The organism is Leptothoe sp. ISB3NOV94-8A (assembly GCF_043421595.1).
GTDB classification, from domain to species: domain Bacteria; phylum Cyanobacteriota; class Cyanobacteriia; order Phormidesmidales; family Phormidesmidaceae; genus Leptothoe; species Leptothoe turfae.
On the sequence record NZ_JAXSQW010000001.1, the window covers coordinates 4733985 to 4747975 of the forward strand.

Here is a 13991-nt window from a genome sequence, read left to right on the forward strand (position 1 = left end):
AAGACTTAAACCTCAACTACTCCCAAATAGGTTATTAGGGAGTGTAGGTTCGCCCGAGATGGCTGGTGCTTATAACTTCGTAGATGCTCAACTAATACTGACTTGCTAACACTGGCAAACCATGGTCGCAAAAGCTGGGCAATCTGGGTGCTGATAAACAGCCCCTGCACCAATGTCGTAACATTGGCCGGGCGTCGCTCCAAACTAGTCTTATTAAAATCTATGAGTACCGGTTTTTGAGAACACATCAGGGCATGGGCTGTAATGCAGCGCAGATCGCCATGATCTATCCCAGCCTGATCTAAGCGGTAGGCCTGATCAATAAGCTGTGACACCAGGCTACGAATGTCCTCAGCCGGCTGTGGGGTTTGTAGCCAATCCACCAGCATAGGACCGTCGATGAAGTCCATTAGCAAGAAGTGATCGCTATGGGCAAGATACTTTGGGCCAACATCCACTGCATTAGCCCGTTGCAACATATCGGCTTCTGTACGTAAATTGGTTTGTGGGGCGGGCGCTCGCAGAATTTTTAGCACGCGATCGCATCCTTGATGGCGCACCCGCAACACCACGCCACAGTAGCCCGAGCCTAGAATTGCAAAGTCCGCTAAGGTCTCTGGGCCATAGGAATATATCGCATCAATCCCGCAGGTCTGTAGCTCAGCCCAGCGGTGGCTCAGCATCTCCTGATTACCGCTGGGATAGGCCAACAGCTGTCGAGCTGGACTATCCCAAAATTGCCCGAGGCTGAGGGCCGTCGTCACAGACACCTAAGCGCACAGCTGACGGGCTACGTCCACGGTGAAGTAGGTTGAATCACCGGCGCTGCCAGCTAATACATTGAAAGGAGTATCGGGGGTACCCAAATCGCTGAGCACCAGCTGAGCGCCAGTAAAATCTTGCGCTTTCGTATATTCATTGACGGTGACGACGGTTTTCAGTCCCGTAGGCGTAGCCGAAAGCAAACCGTTGTTGGTGTCCTCAAAAGCCAAACAGTTTTCTGCAGGCAAGTCGATATGTTCTAGGGCATATTCGTAAACATCGGGGGCAGGCTTTTTCTTGGGCACCATGTCGCCTGCGGCAATCACGTCAAACCAGTTTAGGCTATCGGCACCGAGGGTATTTTCGAGTAATGCCTGGACATTGGCTGGAGTGGTGGTGGTTGCGATCGCAAGTCTCACCCCTTCACTGCGCGCCTCATTGAGAAAACGTTCTACACCAGGGCGTAGGGGAATTTTGCCCGCTGCCGCATACTGCTTGTAATAGGTTGTTTTAGTCGCATGCAGATGCTTGATCATGGCATCTAAATCGCTAAACTCTGAGGGTAACTGGAAATCACCGAGATAGTCCTGCACATAGGCACGAATACGCTCTTTGCCGCCTGATACCTTGAGCAGTTTGCCGTAGAGTTCCGGTGTCCAATCCCAATCTAGACCTATATCTATAAATGCTTGGTTAAAGGCGGGCCGATGGCCATCCCGCTCAGTTTCCGCCAAGGTGCCATCCACATCAAAAATCAAGGCCTTTAACTCTGCCACAGATTTCTCCTATCCACTAAAATCTCCAAACCTGATTTTACCGTCATTGGGAAACGGCCCATAGAACGCAAATAACATCCCAAGGGCTACAAATTTTCAACTCGTAGATTTTGCTACAAACTTGCAGCCAACCTGCTTGATATGTTGTATCTGAATGATGTGATCAGTGCAGGCCAATACACAGTTGGAGCTGCATTTCGATTCAACTATCGTTCACATACTCATGTGCCTATTCAGGCATTTCTCGAAGCGTTTCAACAAGAGACTCAACCACTTGGTTGGGCTCTTTTTTTATTTTATTTTCTCTATCAAAAAGATAAAGATGCAGAGAGCATGATGAGACCAGGCAGTATTAATATCCACGTCGAATATCCACCTGATTTAGCAATGGTTGTTTCTGTTGCATCCGTCGATAGTTTTCAACGATCTGTGGAGCCACAGAAACAGGATGGGTCAAGCTAGCAATGTGGGGAGTTATCGTAATTTTTGGATGACTCCAAAAGGGATGATCCTGGGCTAAGGGTTCTTGACGAAACACATCCAGGCAAGCGCCAGAAAGATGATTTTCATTTAGCAGTGAGAGTAACTCTCCCTCAACTAAATGATGACCTCGGGCCACGTTAATAAGGTAGGCTCCCTTGGGAAGCTGGAGCAACGTCTTTGTATTGAGAATATTTTCAGTTTCAGCGGTCAACGGCAATAAACAAACAAGAATTTCACTAGCTGCTAAAAAGTCCGATAGCTGTTGTTGCCCAGCAAAGACTTGCACATTGGCAATGGACTTGGGGCGACGTGACCAGCCGACCACCTGAAACCCTACCTGGACCAGGCGAGTGGCTACAGTGCTCCCAATTTGCCCAAGACCCATGACACCAACGGTGACGTCATCTACATTACGTGGTGGCAGGGGCTGCCACTGTTGCTGTTGTTGATGTTGAGCATAGTCAGGAAACTGACGCACATGGTTGAGGGTGGCTGCTAAAACGTAGTCTCCCATCTGACTCACCAGCCTTGGATCAACCATGCGCACTACGGTCATCTGCGACGAAATGGAACCATCCTGCAACAGATTATCCACCCCTGCCCCCATGGAAGAAATCACCTTGAGGTTGGGATATTGGGAAAAAATGCCCTGGGGTTGAGCCCAAACAAGGGCAAATGTGACATCAGCTTTATCCCCATCGTCAGGCCACACCCGCAGATCTATTTTTGGATCGATCGCTTGAATAGCAGCCACCCAGGGTGCAGGAGCTTTAGTTGGACAAATCAGACTCAGGGACATCAGATTTTTTATGAGAACCCACTAAAACTGATTGAGTTTTGATCAAAAAATCATACTTTGGGTAAATAATGATAACTCTATTGACATCTATTCCAATGGCTGAGGGACCTAACTAAATTTCCAGACATTCCATCCTTTAATTTACTCAGAACCTTGAAAAACCATTCTAGACTGACTTGTTTTAAGCCAGTCTAGAATAGGCTGTAATCTAAGAAATCGTTGGACAACTATCTCTGTCCAGGCTATCCGAATAAGACCTGATTCCAATTAGTCGATAATAGTCGTTAAAATAGGAGGATTTCCACAATTATCAGGCTGTCCATCACTTCTACTAACATCTAAAATTGCAAGCTCAATATCAAAAACTTCTATATTTGAACTACCATTCAGAACAGTCTCTGTATCATACACAGTTCCGAGCCCCACTGAAACATACCTAGGGGCATGTGTTAGCTTGTAGAACTCACCAGGATCTTCAGCAGATTGTCCGTGCCCATTCGTACTGAGTCCGTAAATTAAGCCAATCGGCCCGGGAATAGAACTGTAGGTGCGTACACCAGTAGTTCTAGGAGGAGAAGGCTGTCCGTTTGTAAATGTTTGAACAGTTATATCATAATTAACTCCCGAACACTGCCCACCTGTAAATGGTATTTCGCCAACTCTGACAAATACAGAATCATTGCCAGAATCTCCAGACCCATCACCATTGCCAGAATCTCCAGACCCATCACCGTTGCCAGAATCTCCAGACCCATTCGAAGAGTCCGAACCACTGCCATCAGAAGATTCATCGCTATCTTCATTGGAAGAGCCTGAACTATTCTCACCAGACGAGCCATCTGGAGGGTTTATAACTTCTACGAGAGTACCTGGAGCTCGACCTGCAGCAGTATCATCAGAGACAATAAGCTCAAATGTCAATTCTTCTTTATTAACTAGTACGCCACTGCCCATGATTACATCATCAACACCCAAGGTACCTCCAGGGTTCTCACAAATAACATGTCTGTATAGTTCAACACCTTCACTGGTAGCTTGATTTATATAGCTTTGATCTAATCTTGAGCTAGCAGTTTGCAAAAAAAACATCCTTGGTCGGGTATCAGGATGAAGGACAAAATCAGAACCCGGATTATTATTATTCAATCTTTCTACTGTCTCTTCTATTTGCTTATTAAATTGAACTTTAACAGCATCCAAGAAACCCAACATTTGCCATGGTGGATTACGGCGATTTCCTCCAGAACCGTCCTGTGCTTTAAGTCTTTTGACGTTAGTTTTCGCCTCATAAAAAGTAGCTTCAGGAACTATCTGGGGGAAAACTGGAGGTCCAGATGAGCCTAGATTTAAGAAGAGAATTGGTTCACTACCGTATCCATCTGGTCGAACTTTGCTGTATCGAGTTCCTGGCTCGTTTATAGATGTCTCTGCCTGTCTTTTCGGAGATTCATACTCTTTAAAGGGGCTCACATCATTGCTAACAACATCTTGCTCAAAAAGAGCATGCTTTATTGAATAAGCTTCAAAATTTCCCCGAACACCTTCTCGTGTTGCAGGAGACGGTATGTGTTTCCACTTACCTGCTTCGTCAAAGCCATCCTGCAAATCAGCTGTAGTCAGTGGCTCTCCAAAAAGCCTACATGATCGCTGTGCATATGAGTTCGGATCAGCAGTAGCTTTACTCCTGATACTTAAAGTGTAAGTTGACGCTAAAAGAGATGAAAAAACTACTAGAAAAGCTCTTTTGAGGAACAATGCCTTCTTCATATTTTTCTGTTTCTTAGGGTAAAACCTAACAATTTTTTCGCTTATCTTTAAAGCTATTAAGCCGATATTCGAATCAATTTAAATTCTGAAAAATCACCTTTGTTCAAGCCACAAATGCTTACTTCAAACATGCATTTCTCACGTAAAATCGGCCAGGTTATACATGGAGCATAGGCACCATTCGCCTTCAGAACACTGTCAGTGATCAAATTGTAATCATCGAATATTTCTACTCTGTCTACGTCCAGTTCCGGCACTACTTCTCTAAAGTAGTAATCCATTTCAAAATCCGGCTCCAATTCTAGCAGAGAATTCATTAATTCACTAGTAATTACTTCACCTTCTCGACCCCTCACAAATTCGTGTGAATATTCAATTTTCCTCTTCAGAAAACCTGAATCATAAAAAAACAGAGTTATCCCATACTCTGAATCAAATTCTCTAAAGAAAATTACTTTCGTCTGAACAAACATCGAGAGACTAGCGATACTTTCTTCAGTATTTAGCACCTCTGGAAGTTGAGCGTCTACACGCGACAATACTGTCCAACTGTGTCCCTGAAGCTGCAAAACTACAAAAAGAGAAGCATCAGGTACTTCAATAACCGAACCATATACATTTTCACCATATTCGGCAACACAAAACTCCCTTCCGAGGGCAGCCAAAACATACTCAGGAGAAGCATGCACTAAAACACATGAAAAACTTTGCTCACAAGAATCTACCCCTCTTCTTTCAGATATAGCAAGCAATGCTTTTTCTTCAGTCCATCCCCCTGTGTAATTGCCTGAAGGTATATTCATTAGCTATTCATAACTAAAGTTTCTCAACTTGTTCACATTTGCCGAAGTACATAGACTCGGGTCTTCGCATAAATGTCTCACTTCTAAATACAAAGAGTATCCGGGTAACTCTTCTATAGGTGGCAATCCTTTTGAAAGACGTTCTTCATTATGAAGGGCATCCGCTCTATCCATGAACTGGTTATACATAACCCGATATTCCTCATGAGTCATCGGTTGCCCATCTTCATCTAAGACTGGTTCACCTTGATAAAAGACATAGTCAGAACTATTTCCTTCCAAGCTTCCACTTCCATTACCACATAGAGCACTCAAGTCTACTATAGAGCCATCTTCTGCTTCAAAATAACAAAGGTAATGAGCTACATTAGCTTCGTTATCTTCTCCACTAGCTTTAGAGGTTAATCCGGTGAAGATAAAAACTAAACCAATCAAAAAAGCTCCAAAGCTTCCTAACAAAAACCATCTACTTCTCATTACTAAAGCCACCGTACAGTAATTAATAAAGTTAGCAAATACAACTCTTAGCTACATTAAATTCATAATAAATAATGTCAATGGTAACGTGCGTCTTAGCTTGTTGGGTACGGTTACCATAGAGCCTTTCGTGTACTTACTTTAGTACTGCACAAGGATTATTACAAAAATTATTAGTAATGAAAGTACTAGAGAATTAGTAATGAGAGTACTAGAGATTAAACTGAATGCTTGTTATATCAATTTTTCTAAGCTAATTACCATCGTAATAGCATTCATCCCAAAATTCTTAGCATCTTTACTAATGACGAGTTACTGTTTTTATGAAAAGTTAAGATCTAAAGCGCAAGCGATACCAGCCGCCTAAAAACACCAGCCAGCTAACGACCACTAACCAGTGAAACCCAACACTGGTCCATAAAGAACCAGTGTTTGCATAAATCAATACGCAGGCTAAACCTAGTAATGCTGTTAGCCCGATAAATAACGGTCGACTAAACAAGGCCGCCAGATGCTGTCTGAAAATCATTGCCTGCAGAGGGTGACTGAGAACAAACAAAGTAAGACTGAAAATCACCCACAACAGTAACGTAGTGGTTAGTACCCCTTCAGTAGGATGGGGTAACAGTAATACTCGAAACAGTAGTTCTTCTATGAGGGCAGGGACAACAAGAGCGCGTAGCAGCCGTAGAACTAGTTGCCCAGGGGGCACACGACCCAAAATGTTTTGCAACGACAACAGTTTTCCCCATAGCCCCAGCGGGATAGCGATCGCACCATAACCAACAGCTACAGCTAATGTCATCAACCAATCACTGAAACTAGGCACTCTTAGAGCTTCAATCAGGCGAGAAAATGCTGTCGGGATAAAAAAGTATTGACCAAATAATTCCGTAGGAGCTAAGGGCAAAATTGTTGGATCGTTGCCTCCAATCTGATTGGTTCTCAGAAACCGTAGTGTGGCCCCTTGCTCATAAAAGATGATGGCCAGATGATCGTAGGCCACCCGAGGGATAATCGTACGCCAACTAAGCAGCTGAGTGATTAGATTATTTTTGCGATCGAGGGACTGATCGCGTGTACCGGCTAAAACTTCAGAATTCTGCTGCCAGTCCGGTCGCACAATGCCGACGGGCACTAGCGCATTTTCCAATCGTTTTCCTAAAACGGCCAGTGGTTGCAGCTGTTGGGGATCAACCGGCGGTTGATGGCGCACCTGGGTTTCAATTTGCTTAATGGTTTTATAGAGAGCCTGGCTAGAATCTTGAATACAGGATTGGGCAGGCGTCACCACGGCAGCGCCGGTCCCATCCCCAACTCGATAGCGGGCAGTCATAATCTGTAGTTGCTGCGCCAGCATCGCCAAAGGCTGAATGCTGGCCCCTGCCTGGCCATAATCCTGGGTTAATGTATCGAGCCTGACGATGACATCAGAAACAGGACGTGTGCCCATCCAGCCCCGTTGGAGATTGCCCATGTACTCTTCCCAGCTGAGTTTGCCAGACACAATCCCATTGGGGTTATGGGCATAGACCTGATGATAATCAATGTTAAATCGTAGCTTTTGCGTGATGGCATCACGCACCACGGTGGCAATGCCGTAGGAGAAATGTCCCGTTACTGTACCCACCACCGGAGGCTTTTCTGCTCGCTCGCCACCAATACCGCCAAAAATATGCAGCACTAAGCCCTGATCGCCCTCCTGCCAATCGGTTTGGCCTAGTTGTACAGTTGCGATCGTGCCTTTGCGATCGCGAGTCCGTCGCCAGTTACCAAAGTTGATATAGTTCAGTCCATCATCAGGGGCCGTAATTGTGGCATCGGGCTCCAACTCAAACAGGGCACGGGGAGCCAGGGCCTGCACCATAAATTGCCCTTGCCCGTTGGGGCTGCCATAAACATACCAACCACGTTCACCCGCAGGTGATTGTTCTAGCTGTTTCAGGCTAAACTGCCGTACCCCATTAACAGCCGGAATCTCTGGCAAATAAATAGCATCTAACGCCCCATCGAATTCCTGGGAATCTGGATTATAGTGGCGTACCTGAAACTGCCGACAGATTAAGGGGCATGTGGTTTTCACCGCCGCCGCGGATGCTATTTTGACTAAACCATAAAATCGCTCAGCTATTTGAGTTGGCTCTTGAGCAATGGTGAGACCATCCCCCTTGCGCCTGACGCCTGCCAGAGACACCAGCACATCATCCTGAGGGCGTGCCCCTGCCAACGACTGCAATGGCCCCACAGTTTGCCAACCATCAAGCCTTTGGGGATGTACGTTACCCGCTTGCTGGCTTTCATTGGCCTCAGCGCCAAAGCGGAGATCCCGACTGACCAAGTTGACATAGGCAGCCAGACTGGCATCAGCTTGCCAGGTTAAGGCAACGGTTTGTCCGACCAAGTCCTGATCAGACGATGGCGTGTGGAGTAACTCTATCCAGGCCCAGTCTCCCGGTTTGGCTTCAACTTCGTCTAATTGGGGCAAAACCAAGCGCCCTATCCAGTCAGCCACTGGCTGATAATGCTCGGGGGGTTTAGCCACCTCTATGGAACTGGGGAGAGCGTTGGTCAGAATGTCATAGTTAGACAGCCGCTGCACGGTCTCTGCTCTAGTACAACCTGAGACACCCAGCAAGATAACCAGGGCCATGCTGAGCCCTAGGCTCCATGAGCCTATCCAAAGATGCGATAGTCCTCGCCAAAACCGTAAATTTACAGGCACATTTGGGCTCCCGTACACTGTTGCCTAGGAGTACATAACTATAGAACGCCTTTCCTTACGATTTCTAGGTTTAGGCTGATAAGCACTATCCCTCAATACTCTGCACCGCATTAGCATGCTTCATACAGGTGCTTCTTATACGGGCTACTAATACAACAAGCAGGCAGTGGGGAAAATCAGGTATTCGATAAACAATAATTTCCAGATGAATTGGTAATACTCTCTGTGACTCATATAGGCACCGCTAGCATTACCAGACTCTAGCTGCACTTGACGGCTCAGATACCAGAAATAACCCAGTGCCAAGCCATGGGTGACCGCTAAAAATTCAGTATTGATGGCCGAAATCAATGGCGCGGTCAGAATGAGGCTAATGTAACAAACCGTGAGCAGCCACCAGACACTCCGCAATATCTTGGCTATTCTCCAATCGTCGATAACGTAGGACGCGTCTTGCAATTTTTTTAGTAGTGCGATCGCACTACTAAACAGCAACACCACCAGCGTCAACACCCATACCCGACCAGGTACCTGGGGCAGCAATCCCAGCTGGCTTGCCACATGCAAATAGATCCCTAAATTCACCACTGCCCCCCTCACCAACAGGGTGCAAAATGAAGCCAGCAGAGGGAATCGTTTTAATCGCAGCGGGGGCAGTGAATAGGCTGTACCAATCGCTAGACTGAGCCAAACAGTAACCATTAAATAAAGGCTCTGGGATAGCACTGCCAGCAAGATGGCACCGCTACAGGCAATGCCCACTAGCATCTTGGCCTGGGCAGACGAAAACTCTCCTGTTGCGATGGGCAGATAAGGTTTCTCGACATGATCAGCGGCAACATCTTCAATCTGATTGAGACCAACAATGTAAATATTGGTACACATACAAACCAACCAAGTCAGCCAGAGAGCACTGATCCCCTGCCACACATCAAATGTCCCAGGTGATAGCCCTGCCGGGTGGCGGGTCGCCCAGGCAATGCCAAACAACCCCAATACGCTCAGGCTAGTGCCCACAATCGTATGGGGTCGAGAAAACTTCCAAAACGCCCGCAACCATGGGATAGGACTTTGCAATAGATTTAGAGATGGAGGACTAAGTGCAGATTTAGTCATCGGCATTATGGGGAACCTCTCAAATCACCATGCCGAGTTTTCCCGAGACCGTCAACAGATTCCGAGCATTGTTGAAATGCTTAATAGATCTGCTAAACATTTGTATCTTCCTAGGCAGAGGGCTCTCATTTTTATTGTTTGCAGGAGCGTTCCATAGAATGCCTCTAAAACATTCCGTTACGTCGACCGCCCTTTCAGTTCATCCACATCCAATAGGCTCACAATCACCCCAGCAATAGGAATTGCCAGAAACACCCCCAGTAACCCCGCTACTCGTACGCCAACAAGCAGGGCAAAAAACATGACCACCGGATTAATATTCAGAGAGTCTCGCATCACATGGGGTAACAACATATTCTCTTCGACTTGTTGTAACAAAATACACACCACAATGGATTGCACAGCCATACCCAATCCTTGTGACAACAACAACAATCCTATTAATCCCACCCCCAATGTGGCACCAATGCCAGGTATCAGGTCAAAAAGCCCCGCAATAACGGCTAAAACCAGGGCATAGGGAATCTTCAGCAGCAAAAAAACAACAAATGTAGACACTGCAAAAAAGATGGACAACAGCAGTCGTCCCCAAAAAAATCCAAGAAGATTTTGCTGAATGGTTAAGGTTAATCGCTTCTGTTGATTGGCAGGGATCGCCTTTAAAATCCATCGCCATAGGCGGGGGCCATCTAGCATCATAAAAAAAGTCACCACAGCAATGAGAATTGCATTGATGAAATTTTCCAGCAGTGTCTGCACCAACCCCAAGCCAGATCCCAAGAGGTTAGTTGCCTGCTGCTGTAGCTGTTCTCCCAGGGCTTGCAGATCTACCTGCACATTCCACTGCCGTAGTGCAGTTTCAACAAACTCTATGATCGGCAGCAAAGCATTGAGAAAATCAGTGCCATTTTCTAGCAAATTTTGACCTTGAGCAATCACAGCTAACGCCAGGGTGGTTGCCATACCACCAACCAATATCAAAGCCACCATAAACACCCCAAAGACAGCCATGCCATGGGGTAAAAAGCGGCGACACCATCGCACCGGATAACTGAGCAAAAACGCTAAAATAGTGGAAATCACAAAAATGACCACCACGATTTCAAAATACGTCAATAGCTGCAATACGCCCCAGCCACTCGCTAAAAGCAGGAGAAATCGCACAAGCACCGAATTGTCTAGCTGAGCCAAAACGGCCTGTACTGTCTCCAGCGAGGGCTTTGTCTGCGGGTTAAGTCGAGGAGCCACTATTACTATTGGTGTCCGCTACTTGCAAAATCTCTTGGACTAAAACATAGGGCTGAACAATGAGAGACTGCAATCGATTGGGAGGGCCATCCACACCCCAAGTCTGTAATTGCTCCCTGGAAGGTTTGGTAATTAGCTGCTCACCAATCCAGCGTTGCACAAACTGTACATTATCATTGGTCAAGGCCATGCCCACTTCCACTAGATCAAGCTGAGGATCTACAAAGACAACCGTATCACGGGCAATATGAGGTTTTAGCCAATCCCACTCGGTAGGACCCACCATATTCGCTAGGTCTTGTCTTAAGTCTTGGGTCATTTTATGGCTCCGCTGGACAGTGGTAGGTCAAAAAACTATCACTCTGATTGAAGAATTATTGTAACCTTTGCATCACCGCCCAAGATCGTGCATGGCATGGATGCGATCGCAACAATATTCGGTCAAAGTCCGTAGCGCCGCCTTATCCTTGGTCGACTCTGGCGGTGCAATGGACGGGCCAATGCGCACAGTCACCGGTAAAGGCTTGGGAAATTTGCCCCCCCGGGGCAAAATGCGATGGGTTCCCCATAGACTGACGGGCACTAACGGCACTTGAGCCTTAGCAGCAATCATTGCCGCCCCCAGTTTTGGCTCCGGGATACGGCCATCACGGGTGCGGGTTCCCTGTAGAAATACACCCACGGCCCACCCTTTTTCCAGCTGTTGCAAGGCCGCCTGAATCGCCCCACGAGCTGACCCACCACGCTTTACTGGATAAGCCCCATAGGCACGAATTGCAGGCGCTAAAACCGGCACCTTAAACAACTCTTGCTTCGCCATATACGAAACGGGACGACGCACGCAGGAGGACACAATCGGTGGATCAAAGTCACTGGCATGGTTAGCCACCACCAGCACCGGGCCTGCTTTGGGCATATTTTCTGCACCATAGATGCGTCCACGAAAATAGCCCCTCAACATTGGATTGACCACCGACCACTTAAACAGGTAGTAAAGCAGCAAACTGAGTCTAGGTTCCCGCTGTCGTGGGTGATGATTCACTGGCTTCAAAACGCTTCAACCTGCTCTAAAGTACCGATGTTTTTCAGCCCTAAGCTGCGGCAAGTACGCTTGATCAAACCGGTAAGGACTTTTCCTGGCCCCACTTCAACAACAGTGCCTATGCCCTGGTCAGGCAGACTCAGGGAGATTTCACGCCAGCGTACCGAGCCCGTCATCTGCTGCATCAGACGCTTTTTCAACAGGTCTCCATCGGTGGTTGGTGTGGGATCCACATTGGAGAGCACGGGAACACTGGCATCTTTGAAGGGCACATCAGCCAGTATCTGATCAAACTCATGGGCAGCAGGGGCCATCAACGGAGAATGAAAGGCTCCCCCCACATTAAGCTTGACGGCCCGCTTCACCTTAATGCCGTGCATAATGGCTTCAACTGCCTGGGGACTGCCTGAAATCACCACCTGGCCAGGATTATTATCATTGGCCAGTACCACGCCTTCGGTCAGCGCCAGTTTCTCCTCCAGTTCCTGGCGCTGAAACCCCATCAGAGCAGCCATCGCCCCATCGTCAGCCTGGGCCATCAATTCTGAGCGCCGCTTCACCAGACAGAGACCGGTAATAAAATCAAACACCCCAGCTGCGTAAAGGGCAGAATACTCTCCCAGACTATGGCCAGCTGTCATGTCAGGGTGATGGCCTTTTTCCCCCAACAAATCTACTAAAATGCATTCAATCACATAAAGACAGGGTTGGGTATACAGGGTGTTGGCCTGCTGAAATTCCTCACTTTGCGATTGGCCCAATACTGACCAACCCAAAACATCTTCAGCCTCTGCCAATCTGTCTTTGGCCACATCGGCCAAATCATCACCCATACCTACAGACTGGGACCCTTGCCCCGGAAATACCCACACGGTCTTTGTCATTGTTATTAGCGTATTCGTCCGTTCTTCAATGTCTCAGTAAATGACGCATTCGAAAAGGGTAGGCAAGCAGCCGATAACGCAGGGTGGGCGTCGTCTGCCGCACCTTGCAAATCTTATAGCCCCCATTCCAGCAAGGCTGCACCCCAGGTTAAACCTGCGCCAAAACCAGATATTGCAATTTTGTGGCCAGGCTTGACATTACCGGTGCGCACCCATTCATCTAACGCAATGGGAATCGAGGCAGCAGATGTATTGCCGTGCTTGGCCATATTGCTAACCACCCGATCGTTCGGCAGCTTTAGTCGTTTCGCAACGGCGTCTAAAATACGCTGGTTGGCCTGGTGTAAGATCAGCCAGTCAATGTCGTCAGCCGCTAGGCCTGCATGGAACAGGGTCTTTTCTAAAACCTCTGGCACTCGACTAACAGCAAAACGGTAGACCTCACGGCCATTCATTGTAATGGTCTTAAATGTCCCCTGTTGGCTGGTAACACCATCCATTAGAGCGTTCGATTCAGGCTGATAGGCGAGGCGCAAACAACCGTTCATCGAGCCATCGCTGTGCATTTCAAAGCCCAGTAAACGGTCGCGATCGCACGCCTGCATCACAACGGCTCCGGCTCCATCGCCAAACAGTACACAGGTAGTCCGATCTTGCCAGTCGACCCAACGGCTCAACAAGTCAGCACCAATAACCACAACATTTTGGTAAGTACCGGTGCGAATAAACTGAGCGGCGGTGACGATACCAAACACAAACCCTGAACAAGCTGCCGTCAGGTCAAAGGCAACGGCACGATTTGCTCCAATGGCCGCCTGTACCTGACAGGCAGTACCAAACAAATCGTCAGGGGTGGAGGTGGCCAGGATGATTAAATCAATGTCGTCAGGGGCGAGATTAGCGGCTGAGATCGCAGCTTGAGCAGCTTGAGCAGCCAACTCAGTCAGCGACTCGTTCATGCTAGCCAGATGACGCTGGCGAATGCCTGTGCGGGTAGAAATCCACTCGTCAGAGGTTTCAACCATTTGACTGAGCATATCGTTACTCAGCACTGTCTCAACCTGAGCACTACCGCTGCCAATAAAGGCCACACCGGCCTCACCTTTTATCAT

The 13991-nt window shown here is 47.5% G+C and carries 13 protein-coding genes; all 13 read right to left on the reverse strand.

Annotated elements, in window-relative coordinates:
- Positions 1 to 5: 5 nt before the first annotated feature.
- The 13 genes from SPB21_RS20100 to SPB21_RS20160 all read right to left on the reverse strand — a co-directional run bounded on the left by SPB21_RS20100 (position 6) and on the right by SPB21_RS20160 (position 13991).
- Positions 6 to 764, reverse strand: a complete 759-nt coding sequence (locus SPB21_RS20100) for an RIO1 family regulatory kinase/ATPase domain-containing protein (protein WP_499867585.1) — start codon at positions 762 to 764, stop codon at positions 6 to 8.
- A gap of 6 nt (positions 765 to 770) precedes the next feature.
- The gene (locus SPB21_RS20105) at positions 771 to 1538 is read right to left on the reverse strand and encodes an HAD-IA family hydrolase (protein WP_163662404.1); all 768 of its coding nucleotides are present in this window, start codon (positions 1536 to 1538) and stop codon (positions 771 to 773) included.
- Positions 1539 to 1890: 352 nt separating this feature from the next.
- The gene (locus SPB21_RS20110) at positions 1891 to 2820 is read right to left on the reverse strand and encodes a 2-hydroxyacid dehydrogenase (protein WP_499867586.1); all 930 of its coding nucleotides are present in this window, start codon (positions 2818 to 2820) and stop codon (positions 1891 to 1893) included.
- 267 nt (positions 2821 to 3087) lie between these two features.
- Positions 3088 to 4587 (reverse strand): hypothetical protein, encoded by a 1500-nt coding sequence (locus SPB21_RS20115; RefSeq protein WP_499867587.1) that lies wholly within the window; start codon positions 4585 to 4587, stop codon positions 3088 to 3090.
- A gap of 56 nt (positions 4588 to 4643) precedes the next feature.
- Positions 4644 to 5390, reverse strand: a complete 747-nt coding sequence (locus tag SPB21_RS20120; RefSeq protein ID WP_499867588.1) for a hypothetical protein — start codon at positions 5388 to 5390, stop codon at positions 4644 to 4646.
- A gap of 3 nt (positions 5391 to 5393) precedes the next feature.
- Positions 5394 to 5879: a hypothetical protein gene (locus SPB21_RS20125; RefSeq protein ID WP_499867589.1), complete on the reverse strand. Its 486-nt coding sequence runs from the start codon at positions 5877 to 5879 to the stop codon at positions 5394 to 5396.
- A gap of 319 nt (positions 5880 to 6198) precedes the next feature.
- Positions 6199 to 8517: a CPBP family glutamic-type intramembrane protease gene (locus SPB21_RS20130; RefSeq protein ID WP_499867590.1), complete on the reverse strand. Its 2319-nt coding sequence runs from the start codon at positions 8515 to 8517 to the stop codon at positions 6199 to 6201.
- 219 nt (positions 8518 to 8736) lie between these two features.
- Positions 8737 to 9705, reverse strand: a complete 969-nt coding sequence (locus tag SPB21_RS20135; protein WP_490794656.1) for a homogentisate phytyltransferase — start codon at positions 9703 to 9705, stop codon at positions 8737 to 8739.
- A 177-nt stretch (positions 9706 to 9882) separates the two neighbouring features.
- Entirely contained in the window at positions 9883 to 10953 is a 1071-nt protein-coding gene (locus tag SPB21_RS20140; RefSeq protein ID WP_499867591.1) for an AI-2E family transporter, read from the reverse strand.
- Entirely contained in the window at positions 10937 to 11272 is a 336-nt protein-coding gene (locus SPB21_RS20145; RefSeq protein WP_490794658.1) for a DUF2288 domain-containing protein, read from the reverse strand. Before SPB21_RS20145 ends, SPB21_RS20140 begins: the two co-directional genes overlap by 17 nt.
- Positions 11273 to 11344: 72 nt before the next feature.
- On the reverse strand, positions 11345 to 11995 hold the full coding sequence (locus SPB21_RS20150) for a 1-acylglycerol-3-phosphate O-acyltransferase (RefSeq protein WP_163702784.1): 651 nt from the start codon (positions 11993 to 11995) through the stop codon (positions 11345 to 11347).
- A 5-nt stretch (positions 11996 to 12000) separates the two neighbouring features.
- On the reverse strand, positions 12001 to 12879 hold the full coding sequence (gene fabD / locus SPB21_RS20155; RefSeq protein WP_499867592.1) for an ACP S-malonyltransferase: 879 nt from the start codon (positions 12877 to 12879) through the stop codon (positions 12001 to 12003).
- Between the two features lie 113 nt (positions 12880 to 12992).
- The gene (locus SPB21_RS20160) at positions 12993 to 13991 is read right to left on the reverse strand and encodes a beta-ketoacyl-ACP synthase III (protein WP_163662419.1); all 999 of its coding nucleotides are present in this window, start codon (positions 13989 to 13991) and stop codon (positions 12993 to 12995) included.

Coding starts and splice junctions, on each gene's coding strand:
- SPB21_RS20110 (WP_499867586.1), bottom strand. CDS start 2,820: ATGTCCCTGAGTCTGATTTGTCCAACTAAAGCTCCTGCACCCTGGGTG.
- SPB21_RS20115 (WP_499867587.1), bottom strand. CDS start 4,587: ATGAAGAAGGCATTGTTCCTCAAAAGAGCTTTTCTAGTAGTTTTTTCA.
- SPB21_RS20120 (WP_499867588.1), bottom strand. CDS start 5,390: ATGAATATACCTTCAGGCAATTACACAGGGGGATGGACTGAAGAAAAA.
- SPB21_RS20130 (WP_499867590.1), bottom strand. CDS start 8,517: ATGGCCCTGGTTATCTTGCTGGGTGTCTCAGGTTGTACTAGAGCAGAG.
- SPB21_RS20135 (WP_490794656.1), bottom strand. CDS start 9,705: ATGACTAAATCTGCACTTAGTCCTCCATCTCTAAATCTATTGCAAAGT.
- SPB21_RS20145 (WP_490794658.1), bottom strand. CDS start 11,272: ATGACCCAAGACTTAAGACAAGACCTAGCGAATATGGTGGGTCCTACC.
- fabD (WP_499867592.1), bottom strand. CDS start 12,879: ATGACAAAGACCGTGTGGGTATTTCCGGGGCAAGGGTCCCAGTCTGTA.
- SPB21_RS20160 (WP_163662419.1), bottom strand. CDS start 13,991: ATGATAAAAGGTGAGGCCGGTGTGGCCTTTATTGGCAGCGGTAGTGCT.